Origin of the sequence: Cryobacterium arcticum (assembly GCF_003185895.1) — a bacterium.
In the GTDB taxonomy this organism is placed as follows: domain Bacteria; phylum Actinomycetota; class Actinomycetes; order Actinomycetales; family Microbacteriaceae; genus Cryobacterium; species Cryobacterium arcticum.
Genome location: NZ_QHLY01000012.1, coordinates 207,686 through 230,588 on the forward strand (window position 1 = coordinate 207,686; position 22,903 = coordinate 230,588).

The following is a 22,903-nucleotide window of genomic DNA, read 5'->3' on the forward strand; positions in this document are numbered from 1 at the left end:
CATAGTGGACGATGTGGCTCTCCTTGACATTCTCATCCTCAGCAACCTGCGCGCAGGTCCCGTGCACGGCTACGAGCTCAAACAGCGGGTGCAACGCCCCACCATGACCAAGCTGAGCAACAACTCGCTCTATCCGATCCTGCGGCGGTTCGAAGAGGGCGGCGCCGTCACCAGCATCCGTGAGGCGCAGGAGGGCCGGCCGGCGCGCACCGTCTACGCGATCACCGAGCAGGGCCGCGCGCTTCTCACCGAGCTGATCTCCACCCTGCCCGCCGGCCTGGCCGCCAACGAGGAAGAGTTCCTGGCGCGGGTGAACTTCTTCGCCGAGATCGAACCCGCCGCCCGCCGCGGCATCATCGAGGCTCGTAACCTCGCGCTGTATGCCCGCATCGAACAGGTGCGCACCCTGCTCGCCGAGACGGCGAACTCACCGGCCGCCGCCTGGCGGGCCCTGGCCATGACCCACCTCGCCACCACCCTCGAAGCCGAACGGCGCTGGGTGACCAGCCTCGACACGTCGATCGAGTCCGGCACGCCGCCCACCGATTCCGAAGGCCCCGATGACAGCCGCTAGCACCACCACCGGTACCGCACCGGCCACAGGCGCGTCGACCCCGCTTGGCGCCATCGCGCGCTACGGGCTGTTGATCGGCCCGCTGCTCAGCATGATCGACTCGAGCATCGTCAACGTGGCGGTGCCCGACATCGCCACCGAACTCGGCGCCGACCTCACGGCAGTGCAATGGGTGGTGAGCGGTTACCTGCTCGCGCTCGGCGTGTCACTCTCGGTCACCGCCTACCTGGCCAAACGATTCGGCACTATGCGCATCTACACGATCAGCATGATCCTGTTCGTGCTCGTCTCGGCCGCCTGCGCGATCGCGCCCACCATCGAGTTCCTCATCGCCGCCCGCGCACTGCAGGGCTTCGTCGGGGCACCGCTGGTGCCGCTCGCGCTCAGCATCCTGCTCGGCAAAGACGGCATCGGCGGCGGCAAGGTGCCCATCTCCGCCGCGCTCATCCTTTTCCTGGCCCCCGCGCTCGGCCCCACCCTGGGCGGCCTGCTCATCGGTGCCGGCGGCTGGCGCTGGATCTTCCTGGTGAACGTTCCCGTCGGCATCATCGGCCTGCTCCTGCTGGTGCGGATCCCTTCGGGCATCGGGGCTCAGCCCAACCGGGCGACCCGGTTCGACCCGGTCGGGTTCACCCTGCTCGCGGTGGGGCTGACCGCTGCTCTGTTCGGTGCGACCGAGGGCACCGCGGAGGGATGGGACAGCCCCGCCTCCTACCTTCCCCTCGGCATCGGGCTGGTGCTGCTGGTGTTGTACACGCTCTGGGCACTACGGCACGCGCATCCGGCCGTGGACGTGCAGATGATCCGGAACAAGAACTCTGCCCTGGCCCTGCTGTTGCAGGTGCTCTGCTCGGTGATCGCGTTCGGCACTGTCTTCCTGATGCCGATCTTCACCCAGTCGGTGCAGGGGCACTCCGCCATGGCGACCGGGCTCGCGCTGCTGCCGCAGGGCATCATCATGGGCGTCGGCACGGTCGTCGGCCAGCGACTCTCCCGCATCGTGCCGTTGCGGATGCTGGTGGCGTTCGGCTTCCTCGTGCTCGCCGTCTCGAGTGTGTTCCTGCTCTCCCTGGAGCAGGACACCCCGCTCTGGGGCACCGCGCTGATGCTCTCCGGCCGGGCCATCGCCATCGGCTTCGTCACCACACCGCTGTTGGTCGCGATGCTGGCCCCGTTGCCGGAGGAGAAGCTCGCCGACGGCAACACCCTGTTCAACATCACCCAGCGCCTCGGCGGCTCGATCGGGGTGAGCATCCTCGGCTCCCTGGTGGCCGGCGGCGCCACCCTTGCCGCCACCATCGACGCCTTCCACCTGGTGGGCTGGGTGCTGATCGGCATCGCGCTGGTGGGACTGTGCGTCTCGCTCTGGTTGACCGAACCACCTCGAGCCGGCGACCAACCGGCATCGTACGCCCCGCCGGCCCTGGCCGACTAGTCCGCGCCGGGCCGGCCTCGCCCCGCGAAGCGCGCCGCCAGACAGGTGCAAGCCGTTTCGCGAACGCCGCAGTCGAGATACTGTCGCTGCCACCGCTCGATCACCGTCGGTGGGGCAGGGACAGGAGGCCTCGAATGAGCCGGCCCGCACCGATCAGCTGGTTGCTACGGCATCCGGTCGCCAACGCGGAGTCGCGGGAATCCGCCGCTCTGCTCGTGGGCGCGGCCGTCTTCGTGGTGGCCGCGATTCCCGCCGCGATCATCTTCTGGGGCCACGACGTGCCAATCAGCGGACCCGGTTCGGTGGGGCAGTTCGTTGCCCTGGTGAGCGCGGGAGCCGCGATCCTGGTCTTCATTGCGACCCGGCTGGTTTCGCATGCGAGCCGGGCGGAGGGAACGCTGCTGGACCCGGGGCCCGCCGGCCGCGGTGAGCTGCTGCGCTGGTACGACATCGGCGCGATAGCGCTGGCGCACGGTGTGATCGCTCTGCTGGTCTGGCTCGCGGTTGCCGGACTGCTCAGTCGCAGCTTCGTCGGTGCCGTGGTCTTCCCGGTGCCCGCAACGCTGCTGGCCGCCGTCGCCATCGCGGTCACTGCCTACAGCGTCTTCCTCTCAGCGGTGGGGCTGACTCCGATCCTGATGTCGGTCGTTCTCGCGGTGTTTGTGGTGGCGGGCACCTTCGCGAGCATGTTGAGCGCCGGCGACCCACTGTGGTGGCAGAAGAACCTGAGCACGCTGGGCATCTCCGACGACCTCTCGGCGTTCGCCTTCAACCTCACCGTGCTGATCGCGGGGGTCATCGTCACAACGCTGGCGCACTACGCGACCGCGGCCATCCCCGTCATCACGCCGGACGAGTCGCGCGGCCGTGCCCTCATCCGCGGCGCCCTGGTGCTGCTCGGTGTCCTCCTGGCCTGTGTGGGCCTCTTTCCTCTGGACCAGAACATGACCGCGCACAACGTCTCGGCCACGGGGATGCTGGTGGTCTTCGTCACCGTGGTCATCGGTCTGCGCTGGTGGATACCCGCCATACCGCGGGTGTTCCTTCTGCTCGGCTACGTCTACCTGGGCATCATCGCCCTGCTGGCGGTGTGGTTCGTGACCGGCTACTACACCCTCACCGCGGTCGAACTGGTGGCGTTCCTGCTGATTTTCAGCTGGCTGATCGTGTTCCTCCGCCAGACCGGGGCGATGTCGCCCGCCGAGACCGGAATCCGGGCCGATGGCAGCCTTGGCTAACCGACGGTTGCCGGGCAATTTCGTCACCGAGGCGTCGGTCTACGGCACGATCCTGGTGAGCGGCATGATCGTGGTGGCCGGCGGCTACGGGGCCACCTCCTGGCAGACATTCCTGGGTGTGATCGGCACGGTGATCGTGTTCTGGGCCGCGCACGTGTACGCCGGCGCGGTGGTCGAGTACGGCGTAAACACGGCCGAAGACGTCACTATGGCCACCGCCGTGCGCCGCTCCCTCCGGCATTCGTTGGGCTTCCTCACCTCGGCGGTACCACCCTCGATCGTGTTGCTGCTCGGGGCGTTGCGGGCGGTGCCCGACACCGTGGCGGTGTGGACCGCGCTCTGGCTGGGAGTGTTCATCCTCGGCGTGCTCGGCTACAGTGCCTTTGCGCTGCGCGGAAGCCCCTGGCCGATCCGCATCCTCGGCAGCCTGGGCACCGCAGCGCTCGGGGTGGCGATGATCCTGCTCAAAGTGATCGTGCACTGAGAGAGCCATCGGTCTCCTGAACCGTTCGGGTTTGCCCGCGCTGTGGCCGCTCGGGTAACGTCGCGCAGGGGAGGGCCGCTCGACGGCCACCCGGCAAAGGAGACCACGACATGGCAGGCATCACGACACCCGAGCGCATCGGAACCGAGTTGGCCGGGCTGATCCCCTTCGACCGGGTCCTGACCGATCCGGAGGCTCTGGCCCGGTACAGCCACGACCGGGCAGACTGGGCCGACTTCACCGCACCGCTCGCCGTCGTGCTCGTCGTCACCGCCGACGAGGTCTCCGCCGTGGTGCGGTTTGCCGCGGCCCTCGGCATCCGGATCGTGCCCCGCGGCGCCGGAACCGGGCTCTCCGGTGGGGCCAATGCGATGGCGAACAGCATCGTGCTCTCGCTCGAGCTCATGACCGACGTGATCGAGCTCAACACCGCGGAGCGCTACGCCGTGGTGCAGGCCGGCCTGATCAACGACGACCTCCGGGCTGCTGCCGCCACGGTGGGCCTTTGGTACCCGCCGGACCCGGCCAGCTCGGCCATCTCCACGATCGGCGGCAACGCCGCCACCAACGCCGGCGGCATCTGCTGTGTGAAATACGGCGTCACCCGCGACTACGTGCTCGGCATGCAGGTGGTGCTGGCGGATGGTGACATCGTGCAGCTGGGTCGCCGCACGGCCAAAGGCGCCACCGGCTACGACCTGACCGGACTGATGGTGGGGTCGGAGGGCACCCTGGGGGTCATCACCCAGCTCACCGTGAAGCTCCTTCCCCTCGGCGGACGCGACGAACGCGCCATCGTCGGATACTTCCCATCGCTCGACTCAGCGGGGGAGGCCGTGGCCGCCGTCGCGCGCGCCGGCATCATCCCGGCCGCACTCGAGCTGGTCGACCGCACCTGCCTATACGCCGTCAGCGAGTGGCAGGGCGTCGACTTGCCGCAGAACGCGGACACGTTGCTGCTTGCCAAGATCGACGAGCCGGGCGCCCGCGGCGACGAGTTGAGTCTGCAGCTGGCCGACATCTTCCGGGCCGCCGGCGGCGCCGACGTGCAGCAATCCAGCGACAGCGACGAGACCGACCGGCTCTTCCAGGCCCGCCGGCTGGCCTACCCGGCGTTGGAGCGACTCGGACCGGTGCTCACCGAAGACATCTGTGTGCCGCGGGCCGCGGTGCCGATGATGCTCGCCAGCATCCAGGAGTCCGCCGCCAGGCACGTCGTGGTGATCGCCAACATCGCGCACGCCGGCGACGGCAACCTGCACCCGCTGATCATCGCGCCGGAGGGTGACCTCGCGGTGAAGGCGCGCGCCAAGCTGGCCTTCGACGAGATCATCGCCCGGTGCCTGCAACTCGGCGGCACTGTCACCGGCGAACACGGCGTTGGCCTGCTCAAATTGCCCGGGGCCGCGGTGGAACTCGGCGACCGGGTGGGTCGCATGCATCACGCGGTGAAGGACTCCCTCGACCCCGAGCACCTGTTCAACCCCGGCAAGGCCTTCAGCTAAGGCACATCAGTTGCGGGCGGCAGGGATACCCCGGCTCCGGCCCAATCGATCTAGGCTGGTTTCATGGCAGGCTCACGCGAACCCAGCGACACGCCGCTCAACGTGGCACGGTACAAGATCGAGCGGGAGATCCCGGCGGACGAGCGGCCCGAGACCCCGGAGCCCGACACCAACGAGGCCGGCCAGTCGATGATGGAGGCGCGAGCCCAATTCGTGGAGATCTCGATCCAGCAGGCGATGCGCCGTGGCGACTTCGACAACCTGCCCGGTTCGGGCAAGCCCCTCACCGGCCTCGACAACTACGACCCGGACTGGTGGATCAAGCAGAAGATCGAGCGGGAGCAGATCACCGGGCTCGGTCCGCCCGCGCTCACCCTGCGCACCGAGGACGCCGGCCTCGACGCCCGCCTCGACGCGGTGTTCTCCGAGGCGCAGGTGCGCGAACTGCTCGATGATTTCAACCGCCGGGTGATCGACGCCCGCCGGCAGCTGCGCGGCGGACCGCCCGTCGTCACGGCCCTGCGCGATGTGGACGCCGAACTGGCCCGGTGGCGCGAACGCCGGGAGACCGCGCGGCGGGAGCGGGCCGAGGCCCGGGAACGCGAGGAGGCCGCCTTGGCCGCGATGACATGGCGGCAACGGCGGCGGGCCAAGCGCGAACGCTAAGCGTTGAGCCGGGGCGGCCGTTGAGCCGGGGCGACCACGGTGGCATCCTGAACCCATGACCGCAGAGCCCGTGCCGGCCGCGCCCACGGCCGCGGCGTTCCAGGAGGAGCTGGCCGGGCTGGCCAGCCCGGAGCAGCGCCAGAAATACCGGCGGTACTTTCCCGGTGATGACTCGTTCGTCGGGGTGCGGATGGGTGATGTCTTCGCCGTGGCCGGTCGGGCCCTGGTCATGCCCGTCGACCAGATCGAGTTGCTGCTGGAAAGCCCAACCCACGAGGTTCGCGCGGGCGCCTGCTCGATCATGGGCAAGGCGGCCAGCCATCGTTCCGTCTCCGCCGACCGGCACCGGGAGCTGTACGATCTGTACCTCCGCCGGCACGACCGCATCGACAGCTGGGACCTCGTGGACCTCGGCGCCCACCAGGTGGTGGGCAGCTGGCTGGTGGACAAACCGCGCGACCCACTCGACCGGCTCGCGGTGTCGTCGTTCTGGCCTGAACGGCGCAGCGCCATCGTGGCCACGGCCGCGTTCATCAAACGTCGGGACATCGTCGACACCCTGCGGCTGGCCCGAACCCTGGTACACGACGAGAACGACTTTGTGCAGAAGGGTGCGGGCTGGATGCTGCGCTACGCCGGCGACGTCGACCGGGATGCCCTGCTCGTCTTCCTAGACGAGAACGCCGCCGGTATGCCGCGGGTGATGCTGCGCTACGCGATCGAAAAGCTCGACCCGCCGGTACGGGCCGGGTACCTGGCCGCGGCGCGCACCCCGTGAGGGCACGTACGATCGGGGGATGCCCCCGCGCTCGCCCCTGCCACTCCGACACGGGCTCGACGCCGCCTGGGTGTGCACGCCCGAGCGCACACGACCCGGTCGGCCGGCGCGGACCTGGCCGAGCATGGGCGCCTGGCTCGACGAGCGGCTGGGGGAGCGCGTGCCGGTGGCCGGGTTCCTGGCCGCCGGACGGTTCGTCTACGAGAGCGGTGTGCCCGTCTCAGGCAGTGACCCCTATCGGCCGACCACGTTCGTCTGGTTCCACCGCGACCTGGCCGACGAACCGGTGGTGCCGGGGCCGATCCACCTGATCTATCGCGACGACCGGATCGTGGTCATCGACAAACCGCCCTTCCTCTCCAGCATTCCGCGCGGCCGGCACGTGGTGCAGAGCGTGGTGGTGCGCCTGCGCGCCCAGTTGGAGCTGCCCGAACTCTCCCCGTTGCACCGGCTGGACCGGGTGACCAGCGGGCTGCTGGTGCTGGCGACCGAACGTCGCTGGCGCGGGGCGTACCAGACGCTCTTCCAACGCAGCGAGGTGACCAAGGTCTACCGGGCGCTGGCGCCGCTCAGACCCGAGCTCGAACTCCCGGTCACAGTGCGCAATCACCTCCGGGCCGTGCCCGGATCCTGGCAGGGCGAGGTCGTGCCCGGCCTGCCGGCGAACGCCGAGTCGCTGATCGAACTCACCGGCGAGGTCGGCGATGCCGGGCTCTACCGGCTCTCACCCCGCACCGGGCGCACTCACCAGCTGCGGCTGCACATGCTGGGACTGGGCATCCCGATTCAGGATGATCCGCTCTACCCCCTTGTGCAGAACGTCTCCGTGCACGATTTCACCCGGCCGCTCCAGCTGCTGGCCAGCGACCTGGCCTTCACCGACCCGATCGACGGTGGGGCGCGATGGTTCGAGAGCGTGCGGAAGCTGCCAGTTCGGGCGGCGCCCGGCCCCGAGGAATAAGCCGGCCGGTTGGGAGCTCTCGAGGGTCGCCCTTGTTGTCCCTGCCCGGTAGTGCCTAGCATGTCACCATGGCAGCGCAGCCCGACGACTTCGACCCGGCGCTTGACCGCGCACACACTCTCGCGACGAAATGGCTGAGTTCCCTGCCCACCAGGCGGGTTGGGCCGAGTCGCACGGCGGACGAGCTGCTGGCCGACTTCGCGTTTCCGTTGCAGGACGAACCGCTACCCGCCGACGCGGTTGTCGACGAGTTGGCCCGGCTGGCCGAGCCCGGGCTGATGGCCATGCCGTCCGGCCGCTTCTTCGGCTGGGTGATCGGCGGCACCCTGCCGGCGTCGCTGGGAGCGGACTGGCTGGTCAGCGCCTGGGACCAGAACGCGGCGATGCGCTACGCCACCCCGGCGACAGCGGCAGCCGAGGAAGCCGCGGGCGGCTGGTTGCTCGACCTGCTCGGCCTGCCCGCCGGCTGCGACGTGGGGTTCACCACCGGGGCGACCGCCTCCAACTTCGTGGGCCTGGCGGCAGCACGACAGGAGGTGCTCGCCCGGGCGGGCTGGGACGTGGCCGCGAACGGGCTCATCGGGGCACCCCGACTCACCGTGTTCGTGGGTGCGGAGAGTCACGCCTCCGTCGATCTGGCACTGCGCTACCTCGGGCTGGGCACGCCTGTCGCGGTCGCAGCCGATGGTCAGGGGCGGTTGCTGGCCGACGACCTGGCCCGGGCTATGGACGCCCATCCTGGTGCTGCCATCGTGTGCCTCCAAGCCGGCAACCTGCACTCGGGCTCCACCGACCCGCTCGCCGAGGCGGCCCGGATCGCCCACGACCGGGGCGCATGGGTGCACGTGGACGGCGCCTTCGGGCTCTGGGCCGCCACCAGCCCCCGCCATCGCCACCTGATCGCCGGCGTCGAGACGTGTGATTCCTGGGCGACGGATGCGCACAAGACGCTCAATGTGCCCTACGACTGTGGCGTGGCGATCGTGGCCAGGCCAGAGGCCGTTCGCGCGGTGTTCGGCGTGCACACCAGCTACCTACAGACCACCGAGCACGGCCCGGGCGACCCGTTCGACAAGGTACCGGAGTTCTCCCGCCGCGCTCGCGGTGTGCCGGTCTGGGCCGCTCTGCGTTCGCTGGGTCGCTCCGGGGTGATCGCACTGATCGACGGTCTCGTCGAGACCGCGCAGACCTTTGCGTCACGCCTAGCCGGCATGCCGGGTGTCGACGTGGTCAACGACGTCGTCTTCACCCAGGTCTGCGTGAGTTTCGGCTCCGACGAACGCACCCGCAACATCACCGCGCGCCTGCTCGCCGACCGCACCACCTGGATGTCAGGATCGCGCTGGGCCGACCGCGACGTCCTCCGCATCTCGGTCAGCAACTGGTCGACCGATGCCGCCGACATCGAAACCTGCCTCGACGCCATCCAGCGCGCGATCGCCGCCGAAGACGCCGCCTGACCGCCTCGACGGTAAATCCAGGCGAGTCCGGAGTCAGGACTCAGGCCAGCAGCGGCGGTCGACCGGCGGCTTGCAGGGTGGCGGTGGCGGGGCCGGCGTCGGCCCAGGTGCCGGGAAGGGTGAGCACGGCCAGGGTCGAGGTGGACATGCCGATGCTCTCGCCGCTCAGCAGGTAGACCAGGTCCTCGACTCCGGGATTGTGCGCCACGAGGAGCACGGTGCGCAGGTCGCCCGGGAGTTCCTTCACGATCTCGAGCAGGTCAGTGACGGATGCGGCGTACGCTCGTTCGTCCACCCGGGCCTCCGGGCTGTTCGCCAGCTCCGCCGAGACCAGCGCCCAGGTGGCACGAGTACGGGTGGCGGGGGAGACAACCGTCATATCGATCACGGGGAACTGCTCGGCCAGCCAGCTCCCGACATCCTGAGCCTGGCCCTGCCCGCGTGGGTTGAGCGTGCGGTCGATGTCGGCCTGGCCGCCGGTCCAATCGGATTTGGAGTGTCGGAGCACGAGCAGGGTGCGTTCTGTCGGTGCGGTCATTCCGACAGTCTGCACCAACCACGTCGGCGAACCGGCGCGAACCTAGCCAACCGCCCCGCCGAGGTCGATGATGCTGGTGTGACGAAATGGGGTGTGCAGGCAGGACCCGGGTCGTGAACCCGGCATCCCGGCGTGTGCAGCGCATCTACCTCATCCTGCTGCTCGGCAACACCCTGGCCGCGTCGTTCATCTGGGGTATCAACACGCTGTTCCTGCTCGACGCCGGCCTGAGCAACTTCGAGGCCTTCGCCGCGAACGCATTCTTCACCGCCGGCATGGTGATCTTCGAGATCCCCACCGGGGTGGTTGCCGACACCGTGGGCCGCAAGGCGTCGTACCTGCTGGGCACCATCACCCTCTCGGTCACCACGGCCCTGTACTGGTTGCTCTGGCTCTGGCAGTCACCCTTCGTCTGGTGGGCGATCGTGTCGCTGTTGCTCGGCCTCGGCTTCACCTTCTTCTCCGGTGCCGTCGAAGCCTGGCTGGTGGATGCGCTCACCTCGACCGGCTACACCGGTAGCCTCGAGGCCGTGTTCGGCCGCGGCCTCGTGGTGACGGGTATCGCCATGTTCGCCGGCTCCGTGCTCGGTGGCGTGCTCGCCCAGGCGACCAACCTGGGGGTACCGTTCCTGGTGCGCGCCGGGGTGCTCGTGGTCATGTTCGTCTACGCGTTCGTCGTGATGAAGGACCTCGGCTTTGTGCCGGATCACTCCCAGGGCCCGCTCAAGGCGACGCGAACCGTGCTCACCGAGTCGATCGACCACGGCCTCAAGCGCCGCTCGGTGCGCTACATGATCCTCTCCGCGCCGTTCGCCTCCGGCGTGGGCATCTACGCCTTCTACGCGCTGCAGCCCTACTTGCTCGAGTTGTACGGCGACCCGTCGGCGTATTCCATCGCCGGCCTCGCCGCAGCCATCCTCTCGCTGGCGCAGATCGCCGGCGGGGTACTGGCTCCGCGCATCCGAACACTCTTCGCCAAGCGCACCAGCACGGTGATCGGCGCATCGCTGCTCAGCGTGATCACCCTGGTGGCGCTCGGTCTGAACAGCCTGTTCTGGCTGGCGATCGTCTTGCTGATGGTCTGGGGCTTCGTCTTCGCCGTTGCGGAACCGGTGCGGCAGGCCTACCTGAACGACATGATCCCCTCCAAGCAGCGGGCTACCGTGCTCTCCTTCGACTCCCTGTTCGGCAGCCTGGGCGGCGTGTTCATCCAGCCGGCTCTCGGCCGCTCAGCGGATGCCTGGGGCTACGGCACCTCGCTCGTGCTCGGCGGACTGGTCGAGCTGGTCGGGATCCCGATCATGCTGGCCAGCCGCCGCCAGCACGACCCGGCCGACTCTGTCCGGGAGCGCGCGACACCCGCAGAGGCCTCACCCGACACCGAGTGAGACGGGTCTGCGAGCGTCGCTCGACGGGCTACTGCCTGGCCATGATGATACGGAGGCGTTCTTCGGGGTCGATGAGGTGGTCGTGGTCGTCGTCGCCGAGGTCGATTTGCACCCAGTTGATCCGGCCGGTGAACCGGCTGCCGGCCGGCGTGTAGTCGGGCGTGACGGCAGTGCCGGATTCGTAGCCCACATCGGTCGTCTCGTCGGCGGAGAAAATCATGGCCTGAGTGGCGCCCACCCGGCCCGAACCGGCAGCGACGCCACCGTAGTAGATGGTGACCTCGCCGCCCTTACCCAGCCCGCCGCCGTCGTAGGCGAATTCCATCCGCACCTGGCTGAGTCCGGCCGGGATCGACCTGTCGGCCTCGACGGCGAACTCCTGGATGCCGAGGACGTTGTAGACGAACTTCGCCCGGCCGTTCTTGGCATACAGGCTCCAGCCGCCGAACCGACCGCCCTGGGCGATGATCACGCCCTGGGCACCCGTCTCGCGAACGACGATCTCCGCGGTCACCGAGAACGACTTGTTCTTGATGCTGACCACACTATTCTCCGACAGCCGACCCATGCCGGGGAAGAGGAGTTGCCTGGTGCCCTGGATGAGCGTGGGCCGGCCCGCGATCTCCGGTGTCGCCCGTTCGACCCCCCGGTCGTCGATCGGAAGCACGTTGTACTTGGTGGCTTCGATCAGCCACAGCCGTTGCAACGTGGCCAACATGTCGGGGTCGTCGGCGGCCAAATCGTGCGCCTGGCTGTAATCGATCCGGCCGTCGTAGAGTTCCCACACGTCGTCATCGAACGCCGGCAGGGTGCCCCCGAGCATCACCCAGGGGGTGCGGTGTTTCGTGACGGCGCTCCAGCCCTTGTAATACAGGCCGCGGTTGCCGAACATCTCGAAATACTGCAGATCGTGGCGTTCGGGAGCGGTCGCATCCGCGAAGGTGTACAACATGCTCGTGCCCTCCATGGGAGTCTGCTGCACGCCGTTGACCATGGTGGGTTCCGGCAGGCCCGCGGCCTCCAGAATCGTGGGGGCGATGTCGATGCAGTGGGTGAATTGGGAGCGCAGTCCGCCCCGTTCGGTGATGCCGTTCGGCCAGTGCACGATGGTGCCGTTGCGGGTGCCGCCCCAGTGCGACGCGACCTGCTTGGTCCACTGGAAAGGAGTGTCCATGGCCCAGGCCCAGCCCACCGCATAGTGGTTGTACGAGCTGGGGCTGCCGAGTTCGGCCTTCTTGGCCGCCATGAATTCCGGCGTCTCCAGCGCGGCCATGCCGTTGAAGTTGGCCATCTCGTTGAAGGCGCCGTTGACGGTGCCCTCCGCCGAAGCGCCGTTGTCGCCGACGATGTAGTAGATGATCGTGTTGTCGAGGATCCCGAGGTCGGTGATCGTATCGATCACCCGGCCCACATGGTGGTCGGTGTGCTCGAGGAACCCGGCATAGACCTCCATTTCCCGCTCCAGCACCGGCTTGAGAGCGGCCGGCATGTCATCCCATGCCGGAATTTCGGCGTGACGCGGGGTGAGCTCGGCATCGGCGGGAATGATGCCGAGTTCCTTTTGCTTGGCGAAGGTGCGCTCACGCTGCACATCCCACCCGTCGGCGAAGGCGCCCGCGTACTTGTCGGCCCATTCCGGGGGAACGTGATGCGGCGCGTGCGTGGCGCCGGGAGCGAAGTACACGAAGAACGGCTTGTCGGGCATCAATGCCTTCTGGGTGCGGATCCAGGTGCAGGCGTGATCGGCGAGGTCCTCGGTGAGGTGGTAGCCCTCCTCGGGGGTCGCCGGCGGTTCCACCGGGGTGGTGCCGTCGTAGAGGGCTGGGTCCCACTGGTTGTTCTCGCCTCCGATGAAACCGTAGAAGGTCTCGAATCCGCCGCCGCCCGACGGCCAGGCGTCGAACGGGCCCATCGGCGAGGACTGCCACACCGGAACCTCGTGGCACTTGCCGAATTGGGCGGTGGAATAGCCGTTGAGTTTCAGTGTCATCGCCAGCGGCGCCTTGGTGTTCGGCCGCAGCGAGCTGTTGCCCGGTGCCGAAGTGGCGGTCTCGGTGATGCTGCCCATGCCCACCGAGTGGTGGTTGCGTCCGGTGAGAAGGGCCTGCCGGGTGGGAGCGCACAGCGCCGTCGTGTGGAACCTGTTGAAGCTCAGGCCGTTGGCGGCCAATCGTTCGGCATTCGGGGTCTGGCAGGGCCCCCCGAAGGCGCTCGAAGAGCCGAACCCGGCGTCATCGATCAAGACGATCAGCACATTCGGTGCGCCATCCGGAGGTCGGAGCGGCTCAATCGGCGGGTAGTGCGTGTCGGGGTCCTTCGCGTCGTAGGTGGTGAGTCCGGGCGCAGGGCGGTCGGGGATCGGCAGCATCGAGCGGGAATGGCGGTCGGGCAGCATGACGGGTTTCCTCCAGAGGTGTGCGGCGGTGGCGAACGGGGTGGGAGTCGCACCACGCGTACGGGTGAAGGTATCGCCGTGTCGTTGTGGCCGGCGTCACCTGAAGAGGATGAGGTCGCCGGGTACCTGGGGGGCATTCGCAGCCGCGCTCTCCTATACTCAAAACTTCGAGGCCTCACAGAATCATTGCCCGACCCAAAACCACTGCCCCACAAATCCCTGCCGCGCAGAGATCATTTGCCCCACAGAATTGGACGCTCCGTGCCCACCACGCCTCACCCGCCGCGCAACCCCACGGTCTCGGCCATCGAACACGGCGCGGAACGCTTCCTGTTCGCCAGCCGCTGGCTGCTCGCCCCGCTCTACATCGGCATGGTCGTGGCGCTCATCGCCATCGGCATCAAGTTCTTCCAGGAGCTCTGGCACCTGATCAGCCACGTCGTCAGTTCCTCCGCCGACGACCTGGTGCTCGGCGTGCTCGCCCTGCTCGACCTCGCCCTGCTGGCCAACCTCGTGATCATCGTGATCTTCGCCGGCTACGAGAACTTCGTCTCCAAGATCGTGGTGGCCAGGGACGCGGAGGACCGACCCACCTGGATGGGCCACATCGACTTCTCCGGACTGAAGATGAAGCTGATCGGCTCGATCGTGGCGATCTCGGCCATCGGCCTGCTGCAGGACTTCACCGAGATCGGCAACTTCACCGCCGAAGACCAGTTCTGGCGCATCATGCTGCACCTCACCTTCCTCCTCTCCGGTGTGGGCTTCGCCTTCATGGACTGGTTGGGCGAGAAGCGGCTGATCCTGGCCAAGATCTCCCACTCCGAAGACGACTAGAGCCGCACCACAAGAACTTTATCGATGGTAACTTTTCTAGACGGCGGCCTTCATTCCCCGCCGGCTGAAAGGTAGAACCGATGTTGCCATCGTCTTTTCCCGCTCCCGACCTGTTCTCGCCCGCAACTGGCGAGCCCGCCCTGCGCTGGGGCGTGCTCGCTCCCGGTCGGATCGCGGGAAACTTCGTGGGCGCCATGCACCGCAACACCGCGCAGCGAGTCACCGCCGTGGCATCGCGCTCCCTGGAGCGCGCCCAGGCCTTCGCCCGGGAGCACGGCGCCGACACCGCCTACGGCTCCTATGAGGCGCTGGTCGCCGACCCGGCGGTCGACGTGGTCTACGTGGCGGCACCGGCCAGCGAACACCTCCGGCTGGGCCTGCTCGCCCTGGGCGCCGGCAAGCACGTTCTGATCGAGAAGCCGATGGCCACCAACGCCGCCGACGCGCAGCAACTGGTGGATGCGGCCGCATCCGCCGGCACGCTGCTGATGGAGGCGATGTGGTCGCGGTACCTGCCGCAGTCATCCGTGATCACCAAGCTCATCGCCGACGGCGTGCTGGGCGAGATCCGCGCCGTGCACGCCGACTTCGGGCAGGCGAAGGCCTCGAACCCCGGCCACCGATTGTTCCGCAAGGAGCTGGGCGGGGGAGCGCTGCTGGACCTCGGCATCTACCCGGTGCAGCTGGCCTCGATGGTGCTCGGCGCGCCGCGCACGATCACCGCTGTCGGCGCGATCGGCGACACCGGGGTGGACATCTACTCCACCCTCGTGCTCGGCTACGACACCCCGGCGCAGTCGACGCTGTCCACGTCGCTGCTGGCGCGCACGCCCTCGGTGGCGGCCATCATGGGCACCGAGGCGCGGATCGAGTTGGGCTCGCCGTTCCATGTGCCCACGACTCTCGTTCTCGGCGACAACGAATTCCTCGCTCCTACCCTCACCTGGACCGACCCGACCGGAGTGGCTCTGCTCGAGGGGCTCTCCTGGGAGGCGACGGCCCTGGCGAGGTTCGTCGGCGAAGGCCGCACCGAGTCCCCGCTGCATGACTTGGCGGAGACGGTGTCGATCCTGGCGACGATCGACGAGGCGCTCCGTCAGCTGGCGGCCTGAGCAACGCCGTCGCCGCCACGGCGAGGGCTGCGCAGCTGGTCGATCAGGGCCTCGAGGTCGGCCGGCGCGTCGATCGCCGGGTTCATCAACGCCTGCTGTTGCACCCCGTCGGCCACGGCGAGGAGCATCCGCGCGGCCCGATCGGCGTCCACGTCAGCCGGGATGCGGCCGGTCGCCTGCTCGAACCGCACGGCGGCGCTGAGCAGGTCGCGCACCCGGTCGTAGCGGTTGCGAAAGAAGGCATGGGCAGGGTGGGCGGCATCCACGGCCTCGGCCGCAAACACCAGGTACAGGTGCACGAGCCCGGGAATCTCGAGGTTGCGACGGATGATGGCGGCGAAATTGTCGAGGGTGTCGCCGGGCGTGAAGCCGCCGCCGATGGATTCCAACGCGCTGTCGTCCCAGCGGGCGATGACATTCTGGATGAGGTCTTCGCGGCTGTCGAAGTAGTACAGGATGTGCGCCGGCTCCACCTCGAGCTCCCGACCGATCGCCCGCAGCGAGGTGCCCTGGAACCCGTCCCGGGAGAGCACGTCGGTGGCCGTCTGCAGGATGGCCTCGCGACGGGCGGCGCCCTTGGGGAAACGACCGGTGCGAGCCATGCGGCCAGTTTAGTGCGCCGCCCGCGCCGGCCCCAATGAAACTTACCAACGTGAAATACTTCGGTTGCACCGCCCAGCCAGCACCGATAGCGTGCACGGTAGGGCGGCACGTCTGCCACCACCCCAACGAACTGGATCCATCAATGTCGATCACACCTGACCCCGCCGCCCAAGCCTTACTCCCGCTGCTGGAGGAACAGAACACCAGCATCAGCTTCACCCGGTTCGACTACGACGACGCCTACCGGCTCGGCAGTGCGATCATGGCACGAGCCGCCGCCGACGACCTGAAGATCACGGTCGCTATGTCGTTCGGCCAGCAGCGGGTCTTCCATGCCGCCCGCCCCGGCACCACAGCCGACAATGACGAGTGGCTGGCCAAGAAGTTCCGGGTGGTCGCGCGGTACAACGCGCCCTCGTTCCTGATCAGCACCAAGTACAGGGCCAGGGGACTGGACTTCAACCAAGCCACCGGCCTGCCGATCTCCGAGTACGTCGCTGCCGGCGGTGCCTTCCCACTGCGGGTGAACGGGTCGATCATCGGCGCCGTCGGCGTGTCCGGCCTGGTCGAGAACCTCGACCACGACCTGGTCGTCTGGGCGCTCGAGGCCGCACGGGCCGCAGGCGCATGACCGGCATCCGGGTCACACTGGCCGGAGCCTACTGACGTGGACTACCGGCGCCTCAGACCCGGCCAGACCAGCCGGGTGCACATCGGCTATCGCGACGGCCGCGCGGCCGAGGTGATCTTCGAAACCGACAGCATCCTGATCGAAGCACCCAACTGGACCCTCGACGGTGCGCACCTGATCGTGAACGGCAACGGCCGGCTCTTCTCGCTGGCCAGCACTGGCGGCGAGTCCCTTGTGCCGATCCCGCTCACCAACGTGCCCGCCCTCAACAACGACCACGTGCTGGCCCCTGACGGCGAGCACATCTTCGTCTCGGCGAACGACTGGCACATCTACCGGGCAAGCCTGGCCGGTGGCCCCGCAGAGCGCATCACCAACGCCGGCGTGCCACAGCGCCTGCATTTCCTGCACGGCGTGAGCCCCGACGGGCACACGCTCGCTTACATCGGGCTGGACCCCGACGACGGCGACGTCTGGGGCAGCGGGAACGTGTTCACGATTCCGAGCACCGGCGGCGACGACACCCAACTCACCACGGGCGGGCAGGCCGATGACGGCTCAGAGTATTCACCCGACGGAGAGTGGATCTACTTCAACACCGAGGCCTTCGAACCCGAACCCGGCCACGCCCAGATCGCCCGGATGCGCGTGGACGGCTCCGGCCTGGAACAGCTCACCTTCGACAACCGGGTCAATTGGTTCCCGCACCTCTCCCCGAACGGCACGAGCGCGGTCTACCTCGCGTTCCCGCCCGGCACCGAGGGGCACCCCGCCGACGTCTGGGTGGAGGTCAAGGTGGTCGAGAACGAGGATTGGGCATCCGCACGAACCGTGCAGCGCCTCTTCGGCGGTCAGGGCACTCTCAACGTGAACAGCTGGGCGCCCGATGGTGAGCGCTTCGCCTATGTCAGCTACCCGAACGGCGGTGACGATGGCGGCGATCCGTCCGGCCACGACTCGTAAGCTACCCCGCATGAAGCCCGTTGAGACGGCCGCGCACCGGGCCCGGTAATGTCGGTGGTTCCGCCGCGGTGAGCCCGGCGGCAACCACCCAGCAGCAGTAAGGATCCGCATGAGCGAGTACAAGCGTCAGAACATTTCCTCCGGCTCGGTCTGGGAGCCCGTCGTCGGCTACTCCCGCGCCGTGCGCGCCGGTGCCTTCGTGTTCGTCGCCGGCACCACCGCGAGCTCGCCCGACGGTGCCGTCGGTGGTGCGGATGCCGCGGCACAGGCTCGCGAGATCTTCGTGCGCATCGGCGCGGCGCTCGAGCAGGCCGGCGCGAGCTTCGGGGAGGTCGTGCGCACCCGGGTGTACCTGAAGAACATCGCCGACTTCGACAGCGTCGGCGCCGTGCACGGTGAGATCTTCGGCGACATCCGCCCGGCCCTGGTCGCGGTGGAGGTGGGTGCCCTCGCTGCACCCGACCTGCTGGTGGAGATCGAGCTGGACGCCATCATCGGGGCGACGTCGGTCGCCTGAGCCCTCGATCGGGGCAGTTACCCCGCGCGTGTCATGGTGATCGCGGCCACGATCCTGGTCACACCGAACTCCCACGCGCGCTCGACGTCGCCGCCCAGATTGAAGCCGCCATTCAGCTCCATGCTGATGAAGCCGGTGGCCCAGGCGGTGAGCAGCCGGGCCGCTTCGAGCGCATTCTCCTCGCCGGCCAGCTCGCCGGCCACCCGCAGAACGGATGTGCTGGCCGCGGCACCGAATTCGGCGTCGGCGACGGGCGTGCCGGCCCCCGGCGTCATGACCAGCTGGAATGCGGCAGGCCGCTCGTGGCCGAACGTGCGCAGGGTATTGGCCAGCTGCACCGGGTCGTTCTGGGCGTTGAGGCGGTCGGCCACCTCGGTCAGCGTCGCCTCGGCGACCAGCTGGATCAGCTGGTTGCGACTCTCCACCCGTTTGTACAGCGACGGCGTGCGTACCCCCACCCGGTGAGCGACGGCGTGCATGGTGAGGGCGGCGAGACCGTCCTTCTCCAGCAGGTCGCAGGCGGCGAGCACGATTGCGTCGAGGGAGGTTCTCTCTGGAGTGGGCACAAAACCAGTATAGCTATTGACCATAGCCATGATGGCTATGTAGCATAGCCATCATGAGACTCGCACCCAACCTTCACCGCATCGGCAACGACATCATCGCCGTCTACCTCGTCGACACCCCAGACGGCGTGACGGTCATCGACGCCGGTCTCGCCGGCCACTGGCGCGACCTGCTCGCCGAACTCAGCATCATGGGCCGCACCCTCGCCGACGTGAAGGGGGTGATTCTCACCCACGGGGACTCCGACCACGTCGGCTTCGCCGAACGGCTGCGACGGGACCACGGCGTGCCGGTCTATGTGCACCCGGCGGATGCCGGCCGGGCCACCGGTGGCGCGAAGCCGGCCAACGGCAAGCAGAAGATGAAGTTCGGCGGCGTTCTGGGCTTTGCCGTCTACTCGCTGCGCAAGGGCGGCCTGCGCACCACCTACCTGACCGAGGTCGTGGAGGCGCACGACGGCGAGACTCTCGACCTGCCCGGTGCTCCCCAGATCATCGGCCTGCCCGGCCACTCCCCGGGGAGTATCGCGGTCTACGTGCCCGTGGCCGACGCCGTGTTCGTCGGGGACGGGCTCACTACCCGCCACGTTCTCACCGGTGCAGCGGGACCGCAGCCGGCTCCGTTCACCGACGAGCCCGACCAGGCGATAGCGTCCCTGCGGGCGCTGCTGCCCACCGGCGCGAAGTGGGTTCTGCCCGGTCACGGCACGCCCTGGAGCGGCGGCGTCGTGGCCGCCGTGGCCGCCGTCGAGGAGGCGGCGCGCACGTCGCACTGAGCCCTCACCCGAGGCCGGTCGTGGCCTCGTCCTCCCGCTGGTCCGCCGCTATCAGCCGTTGGGCCGCGTCGATCAGGGCGAGATGGGTGAAGGCCTGTGGAAAATTGCCCAGGTGCCGGCCCGTGGTGGCGTCGATCTCCTCGGCGTGGGGCGGCGTAGCTGTGCTCATCCAGTTGCGCCAGAACTTCTCGCTCTCCCCACCACGGTTGGTGTCAATGCCGCCGCATGCCCGTCGGGCCGTGCTGCGTAGGCTGGGGGCATGCTCGCTGTGTCGAAGGATCCCCGCGCCGAACTCGCGGCGCTGTGCGAGCGAGGCCTGGATTGGCAGACGCACACCACCCGGTTACTGGCGAATCCCGCAGCCGCGCGGCGGGCGGCCGTTCTGGTGCTGTTCGGCGTGCTCGACGCGGTGCCGGCGCGGGCGGCGTCTGCTGCCGGTGCCAGCCGGGTACCGGCGGACCTAGACGTTCTGTTGTTGCGACGGGCGGCGACGCTGGGCAGTCACCCGGGACAGATCGCGTTCCCGGGCGGCCGGCTCGAACCCACCGATTCGGGCCCGATCGCTGCAGCGCTGCGTGAGGCGGTGGAGGAGACGGGGCTGGATGCCGATGGTCTCGAACCGCTCGGCGTTCTGCCGGATCTGGCCGTGCCGGTGAGCAACCACATCGTCACCCCGGTTCCGGCCTGGTGGACCCACCGGTCCGACGTGGCCGCGGTGGACCACGCCGAGACCGTCGACGTGTTCCGGCTACCCGTTGCCGACCTGCTCGACCCGGCCAACCGCGCCAGCACCGAGCACACCGTCGCCGGTACCACCTACCGAGCGCCGGCGTTCACCGTCGACGGCCGGCTCGTCTGGGGATTCACCGCGATCGTGCTGTCACGCATGTTCGACGAGCTCGACTGGGCAGTCGCCTGGAACAAGGACCGGGTGGTGCGCCCAGAACTCTGACCACGTTGCCGGGTTGGAACCAATCCTCCGGTGCGGACACTATTAGGTATGACCGCTGCCGGGGGAACCAACGAATACGAGCTCTGGGCGTGGGCCGTCGAGGGGGACGCGGGAGCGTTCGGCGAGATCTTCGACCTGCACCGTGATCGGGTGTTCGGCCATGCCCTCCGGGCGCTCGCCTCCCGGCACGATGCGGAGGACGTGACGGCGATCGCCTTCCTGGAACTCTGGCGGCACCGCCGACGGGTGCGAGTGGTGAACGGGTCGATCGTCGGCTGGTTGCTGGTCACCACCAACAACGTCTGCCGTAATCAGGCCAGGTCGGCTCGTCGCTACCGGCTGGCGCTGGCCAAGCTCTCGCCGGACCCGTCGCATCCGGACCCCGCCGATGACGCCGGCGTGGGGATCGACCGCGCCAGGCGAGCGCCGGGTGTGCGGGCGGTCTTCGCCCAGCTCAGCGCGCGCGACCAGGACATCCTCACCCTGTGCGTGCTCGAGGAATTGACGACCGCGGAGGCCGCCCTGGCGCTGCGGATTCCGATCGGCACCGTGAAATCCCGCCTCTACCGGGCGAAGAGCCGAATGGCCGAACTGCTGCTGACCGCCGCCCCCGAGGCGCGAGAGGGATGGAGCCTCTGATGACCCACCACACCGACGCGCCCGCGGGCCGACCCGAATTCGACCCGCAACGCAGCGCTGAGATTCGGCGCCTGCTGATTCGCACGGTGGCCGGCACATCCCGGCCCCGGATCGCCCGGCTGTCCCGCACGTCTTTCGCGCTAGCCGCGACAGTGGCCCTTCTCTGTGCCGGCGGTGTGGGTGCCGGCAGCGTGGTGGTCTACGACCGGCTCGCTCACGACTCCGAACTGACAGCGCAGTCTGCTGCCACCGAGAACGGACATGATTCCGTGGCGGAAGCCGCGGCCGACTCCACCGCGGAATCGCAGTCCGGTCTGTCGCCGGCCGTGATGCTGAACGGGCAACTCGGCTATGCCTACGATGTCGACCTGTACTCAGTCATGGCGACGAGCGCCTCCGGAGTGCCGACATCTGACGGACAGTTCCTGAGCGACGCGGAGGCGTCGGATCTGGACCTCAACGGTTTTGCCGCCGCCTCGCTCAGGGTGCCGATCTACCTGGCCGACGGCGTCACCGTCATCGGCTACATCGAGCCCCGCGCCCTGGCCCGCTGACGCAGCGCCAGCTCGCGCTCGGTTAGTGCGAGTCCTTCGCCTTGGTGATCGGCTGGCCGTCGACCTGGGCACGGTCGGCCTTGGCGGCGTCGTTACGGGTCTTGGCCAGGCTGGCGATGGTGGCCACCGCGACGGTCGCACCGATGAACACCAGCGAGAACCAGATCGGGATCTCCGGCACCCACAGGATGGGCTCGCCGCCGTTGATGAACGGCACCTCGTTGACGTGCAGGGCGTGGAAGACCAGCTTGAGGCCGATGAAGCCGAGGATGACCGCGAGGCCCTGGGAGAGGTAGACCAGACGCTCGAGCAGGCCGCCGATCAGGAAGAACAGCTGACGCAGGCCCATCAGGGCGAAGGCGTTGGCGGTGAAGACGATGTAAGCCTCAGAAGTGAGGCCGTAGATGGCGGGGATCGAGTCGATCGCGAAGACCAGGTCGATGAAGCCGATCGCGATGATGGTCAACAGCATCGGGGTGACGAAGCGCTTGCCGTTGATCTTGGTGGTGAGCTTGTCGCCGTCGAACTTGTCGGTGACAGGCAGTACCCGGCGGGCCACGCGCACGAAGAGGTTGTTCGCCGGGTCGCCGCCGTGGCCCTTGACCTGCATGTAGGCGAGCACGAACAGGAGCGCGCCGAACAGGTAGAACACCCAGGAGAAGTTCTCGATCAGGGCCGCGCCCACCGCGATGAACCCGCCGCGCATGATCAGCGCGATGATGATGCCGAACATCAGCACCTTCTGCTGGTAGGCCTTGGGCACGGAGAAGGCTGCCATCACGATGAGGAAGACGAACAGGTTGTCGATCGACAACGCCTTCTCGGTGAGGTAGCCGGCGAAGTACTCGCCGCCGTAGGTCCACCCGGACACGACGCCGATGCCCACGCCGAAGAGCAGCGCGAGACCGATGTAGAACGCCGACCAACGCGCCGATTCGCCGACCGTGGGTTCGTGGGGTTTGCGTACGTGCGCGAAGAACTCGTAGGCGAAGAAGGCGATCGTCACGGCAATGGTGATGAGCCAGATTGTGGGAGTGATATTCAAGGAGAGCTCCAGGGCATGGGGAATGGACGGAGATCAAGGTCTCTTCCACCCGGCAGCTTATGACAGCCATCGAGCCAGCGTCCCGGGACTCTTCGTTAAGTCCGTATTGACGGGTGCGCCGCGTGGGAGTACTCCCCTTGCAATCCCCAAGGTTAAGGGGGTGAAGCTGAGAATTAGCCGTATTGTCCGTCTGGAACGGCCACGAGGCTCGAATTCTGGCGGGACCTTAGGCCCTCCGAAACTCTGTGCAATCGCATACTCTCGATGGCGAGTGGCGCACCCGTTG

General features: G+C 68.2%; 25 protein-coding genes. 19 read left to right on the top strand and 6 right to left on the bottom strand.

The window, feature by feature from the left end:
- Positions 1-13 precede the first annotated feature (13 nt).
- The 9 genes from CTB96_RS10630 (at position 14) to CTB96_RS10670 (ending at position 9,101) form a co-directional block, all read left to right on the top strand.
- Entirely contained in the window at positions 14-574 is a 561-nt protein-coding gene (locus tag CTB96_RS10630) for a PadR family transcriptional regulator (protein ID WP_181397231.1), read from the top strand.
- Complete coding sequence (locus tag CTB96_RS10635) at positions 561-2,009, top strand: DHA2 family efflux MFS transporter permease subunit (protein WP_110126891.1); 1,449 nt, start codon at positions 561-563, stop codon at positions 2,007-2,009. The genes CTB96_RS10630 and CTB96_RS10635 overlap by 14 nt, the downstream gene beginning before the upstream one ends.
- 134 nt (positions 2,010-2,143) lie before the next feature.
- Complete coding sequence (locus CTB96_RS10640) at positions 2,144-3,247, top strand: hypothetical protein (RefSeq protein ID WP_110126892.1); 1,104 nt, start codon at positions 2,144-2,146, stop codon at positions 3,245-3,247.
- Positions 3,231-3,731, top strand: coding sequence for a hypothetical protein (locus CTB96_RS10645; protein WP_146215796.1), 501 nt, complete (start codon positions 3,231-3,233; stop codon positions 3,729-3,731). Before CTB96_RS10640 ends, CTB96_RS10645 begins: the two co-directional genes overlap by 17 nt.
- 110 nt (positions 3,732-3,841) lie before the next feature.
- Entirely contained in the window at positions 3,842-5,236 is a 1,395-nt protein-coding gene (locus tag CTB96_RS10650) for an FAD-binding oxidoreductase (protein ID WP_110126894.1), read from the top strand.
- Between the two features lie 63 nt (positions 5,237-5,299).
- A complete protein-coding gene (locus CTB96_RS10655; RefSeq protein ID WP_110126895.1) occupies positions 5,300-5,902 on the top strand; it encodes a DnaJ family domain-containing protein in 603 nt (200 codons plus the stop codon).
- Between the two features lie 55 nt (positions 5,903-5,957).
- Positions 5,958-6,680 carry a DNA alkylation repair protein gene (locus CTB96_RS10660; RefSeq protein ID WP_110126896.1) on the top strand — a complete coding sequence of 241 codons (723 nt, stop codon included), beginning with the start codon at positions 5,958-5,960 and terminating at the stop codon, positions 6,678-6,680.
- Positions 6,681-6,699: 19 nt separating this feature from the next.
- On the top strand, positions 6,700-7,641 hold the full coding sequence (locus CTB96_RS10665; protein WP_110126897.1) for a pseudouridine synthase: 942 nt from the start codon (positions 6,700-6,702) through the stop codon (positions 7,639-7,641).
- Between the two features lie 68 nt (positions 7,642-7,709).
- Positions 7,710-9,101 carry a pyridoxal phosphate-dependent decarboxylase family protein gene (locus tag CTB96_RS10670; RefSeq protein ID WP_110126898.1) on the top strand — a complete coding sequence of 464 codons (1,392 nt, stop codon included), beginning with the start codon at positions 7,710-7,712 and terminating at the stop codon, positions 9,099-9,101.
- Between the two features lie 40 nt (positions 9,102-9,141).
- On the opposite strand, the gene CTB96_RS10675 is transcribed toward CTB96_RS10670, so the two are convergent.
- Complete coding sequence (locus CTB96_RS10675; protein WP_110126899.1) at positions 9,142-9,639, bottom strand: SixA phosphatase family protein; 498 nt, start codon at positions 9,637-9,639, stop codon at positions 9,142-9,144.
- Between the two features lie 113 nt (positions 9,640-9,752).
- Here CTB96_RS10675 and CTB96_RS10680 point away from each other — a divergent pair, with 113 nt between their 5' ends.
- On the top strand, positions 9,753-11,027 hold the full coding sequence (locus CTB96_RS10680; protein WP_110126900.1) for an MFS transporter: 1,275 nt from the start codon (positions 9,753-9,755) through the stop codon (positions 11,025-11,027).
- 28 nt (positions 11,028-11,055) lie between these two features.
- Here CTB96_RS10680 and CTB96_RS10685 read toward each other — a convergent pair whose 3' ends face one another.
- Positions 11,056-13,422 carry an arylsulfatase gene (locus CTB96_RS10685; RefSeq protein ID WP_110126901.1) on the bottom strand — a complete coding sequence of 789 codons (2,367 nt, stop codon included), beginning with the start codon at positions 13,420-13,422 and terminating at the stop codon, positions 11,056-11,058.
- Positions 13,423-13,683: 261 nt separating this feature from the next.
- On the opposite strand from CTB96_RS10685, the gene CTB96_RS10690 reads away from it, so the two are divergent.
- Complete coding sequence (locus CTB96_RS10690; protein WP_219993257.1) at positions 13,684-14,259, top strand: TIGR00645 family protein; 576 nt, start codon at positions 13,684-13,686, stop codon at positions 14,257-14,259.
- Positions 14,260-14,339: 80 nt separating this feature from the next.
- Complete coding sequence (locus CTB96_RS10695; RefSeq protein ID WP_110126903.1) at positions 14,340-15,371, top strand: Gfo/Idh/MocA family protein; 1,032 nt, start codon at positions 14,340-14,342, stop codon at positions 15,369-15,371.
- On the opposite strand, the gene CTB96_RS10700 is transcribed toward CTB96_RS10695, so the two are convergent.
- Complete coding sequence (locus CTB96_RS10700; RefSeq protein ID WP_110126904.1) at positions 15,356-15,973, bottom strand: TetR/AcrR family transcriptional regulator; 618 nt, start codon at positions 15,971-15,973, stop codon at positions 15,356-15,358. The two genes, CTB96_RS10695 and CTB96_RS10700, sit on opposite strands and share 16 nt — an antisense overlap.
- 143 nt (positions 15,974-16,116) lie before the next feature.
- On the opposite strand from CTB96_RS10700, the gene CTB96_RS10705 reads away from it, so the two are divergent.
- The 3 genes from CTB96_RS10705 to CTB96_RS10715 all read left to right on the top strand — a co-directional run bounded on the left by CTB96_RS10705 (position 16,117) and on the right by CTB96_RS10715 (position 18,085).
- Entirely contained in the window at positions 16,117-16,605 is a 489-nt protein-coding gene (locus CTB96_RS10705) for a heme-degrading domain-containing protein (RefSeq protein WP_110126905.1), read from the top strand.
- A gap of 36 nt (positions 16,606-16,641) precedes the next feature.
- On the top strand, positions 16,642-17,568 hold the full coding sequence (locus tag CTB96_RS10710) for a TolB family protein (protein ID WP_110126906.1): 927 nt from the start codon (positions 16,642-16,644) through the stop codon (positions 17,566-17,568).
- A gap of 109 nt (positions 17,569-17,677) precedes the next feature.
- Positions 17,678-18,085, top strand: coding sequence for a Rid family hydrolase (locus CTB96_RS10715; RefSeq protein WP_110126907.1), 408 nt, complete (start codon positions 17,678-17,680; stop codon positions 18,083-18,085).
- A gap of 17 nt (positions 18,086-18,102) precedes the next feature.
- Here the strand turns inward: CTB96_RS10715 and CTB96_RS10720 are convergent, their stop codons facing one another.
- Entirely contained in the window at positions 18,103-18,651 is a 549-nt protein-coding gene (locus tag CTB96_RS10720) for a TetR/AcrR family transcriptional regulator (protein WP_110126908.1), read from the bottom strand.
- 53 nt (positions 18,652-18,704) lie between these two features.
- Between CTB96_RS10720 and CTB96_RS10725 the strand changes: the two genes are divergently transcribed.
- On the top strand, positions 18,705-19,427 hold the full coding sequence (locus CTB96_RS10725; protein WP_110126909.1) for an MBL fold metallo-hydrolase: 723 nt from the start codon (positions 18,705-18,707) through the stop codon (positions 19,425-19,427).
- A gap of 4 nt (positions 19,428-19,431) precedes the next feature.
- On the opposite strand, the gene CTB96_RS20520 is transcribed toward CTB96_RS10725, so the two are convergent.
- A complete protein-coding gene (locus tag CTB96_RS20520; protein ID WP_181397232.1) occupies positions 19,432-19,596 on the bottom strand; it encodes a hypothetical protein in 165 nt (54 codons plus the stop codon).
- A 90-nt stretch (positions 19,597-19,686) separates the two neighbouring features.
- On the opposite strand from CTB96_RS20520, the gene CTB96_RS10730 reads away from it, so the two are divergent.
- Genes CTB96_RS10730 through CTB96_RS10740 form a run of 3 tightly spaced genes read left to right on the top strand, consistent with a single transcriptional unit; the run spans position 19,687 to position 21,572 of the window.
- Positions 19,687-20,379, top strand: coding sequence for an NUDIX hydrolase (locus tag CTB96_RS10730; protein ID WP_110126910.1), 693 nt, complete (start codon positions 19,687-19,689; stop codon positions 20,377-20,379).
- Between the two features lie 48 nt (positions 20,380-20,427).
- Positions 20,428-21,018 (top strand): RNA polymerase sigma factor, encoded by a 591-nt coding sequence (locus CTB96_RS10735; protein WP_110126911.1) that lies wholly within the window; start codon positions 20,428-20,430, stop codon positions 21,016-21,018.
- Positions 21,018-21,572 carry a hypothetical protein gene (locus CTB96_RS10740; RefSeq protein WP_110126912.1) on the top strand — a complete coding sequence of 185 codons (555 nt, stop codon included), beginning with the start codon at positions 21,018-21,020 and terminating at the stop codon, positions 21,570-21,572. The genes CTB96_RS10735 and CTB96_RS10740 overlap by 1 nt, the downstream gene beginning before the upstream one ends.
- Before the next feature lie 22 nt (positions 21,573-21,594).
- Here the strand turns inward: CTB96_RS10740 and CTB96_RS10745 are convergent, their stop codons facing one another.
- On the bottom strand, positions 21,595-22,617 hold the full coding sequence (locus tag CTB96_RS10745) for a TerC family protein (protein WP_110126913.1): 1,023 nt from the start codon (positions 22,615-22,617) through the stop codon (positions 21,595-21,597).
- Between the last annotated feature and the right edge of the window lie 286 nt (positions 22,618-22,903).

Bases quoted from the DNA above. Each gene is read 5' to 3' on its own strand.
- CTB96_RS10705 (WP_110126905.1), top strand. From the start codon at position 16,117: ATGTCGATCACACCTGACCCCGCCGCCCAAGCCTTACTCCCGCTGCTG.
- CTB96_RS10725 (WP_110126909.1), top strand. From the start codon at position 18,705: ATGAGACTCGCACCCAACCTTCACCGCATCGGCAACGACATCATCGCC.
- CTB96_RS10645 (WP_146215796.1), top strand. From the start codon at position 3,231: ATGGCAGCCTTGGCTAACCGACGGTTGCCGGGCAATTTCGTCACCGAG.
- CTB96_RS10685 (WP_110126901.1), bottom strand. From the start codon at position 13,422: ATGCTGCCCGACCGCCATTCCCGCTCGATGCTGCCGATCCCCGACCGC.
- CTB96_RS10670 (WP_110126898.1), top strand. From the start codon at position 7,710: ATGGCAGCGCAGCCCGACGACTTCGACCCGGCGCTTGACCGCGCACAC.
- CTB96_RS10735 (WP_110126911.1), top strand. From the start codon at position 20,428: ATGACCGCTGCCGGGGGAACCAACGAATACGAGCTCTGGGCGTGGGCC.
- CTB96_RS10740 (WP_110126912.1), top strand. From the start codon at position 21,018: ATGACCCACCACACCGACGCGCCCGCGGGCCGACCCGAATTCGACCCG.
- CTB96_RS10650 (WP_110126894.1), top strand. From the start codon at position 3,842: ATGGCAGGCATCACGACACCCGAGCGCATCGGAACCGAGTTGGCCGGG.
- CTB96_RS10655 (WP_110126895.1), top strand. From the start codon at position 5,300: ATGGCAGGCTCACGCGAACCCAGCGACACGCCGCTCAACGTGGCACGG.
- CTB96_RS10635 (WP_110126891.1), top strand. From the start codon at position 561: ATGACAGCCGCTAGCACCACCACCGGTACCGCACCGGCCACAGGCGCG.
- CTB96_RS10640 (WP_110126892.1), top strand. From the start codon at position 2,144: ATGAGCCGGCCCGCACCGATCAGCTGGTTGCTACGGCATCCGGTCGCC.
- CTB96_RS10665 (WP_110126897.1), top strand. From the start codon at position 6,700: ATGCCCCCGCGCTCGCCCCTGCCACTCCGACACGGGCTCGACGCCGCC.
- CTB96_RS10675 (WP_110126899.1), bottom strand. From the start codon at position 9,639: ATGACCGCACCGACAGAACGCACCCTGCTCGTGCTCCGACACTCCAAA.
- CTB96_RS10715 (WP_110126907.1), top strand. From the start codon at position 17,678: ATGAGCGAGTACAAGCGTCAGAACATTTCCTCCGGCTCGGTCTGGGAG.
- CTB96_RS20520 (WP_181397232.1), bottom strand. From the start codon at position 19,596: ATGAGCACAGCTACGCCGCCCCACGCCGAGGAGATCGACGCCACCACG.
- CTB96_RS10660 (WP_110126896.1), top strand. From the start codon at position 5,958: ATGACCGCAGAGCCCGTGCCGGCCGCGCCCACGGCCGCGGCGTTCCAG.
- CTB96_RS10695 (WP_110126903.1), top strand. From the start codon at position 14,340: ATGTTGCCATCGTCTTTTCCCGCTCCCGACCTGTTCTCGCCCGCAACT.
- CTB96_RS10700 (WP_110126904.1), bottom strand. From the start codon at position 15,973: ATGGCTCGCACCGGTCGTTTCCCCAAGGGCGCCGCCCGTCGCGAGGCC.
- CTB96_RS10730 (WP_110126910.1), top strand. From the start codon at position 19,687: ATGCTCGCTGTGTCGAAGGATCCCCGCGCCGAACTCGCGGCGCTGTGC.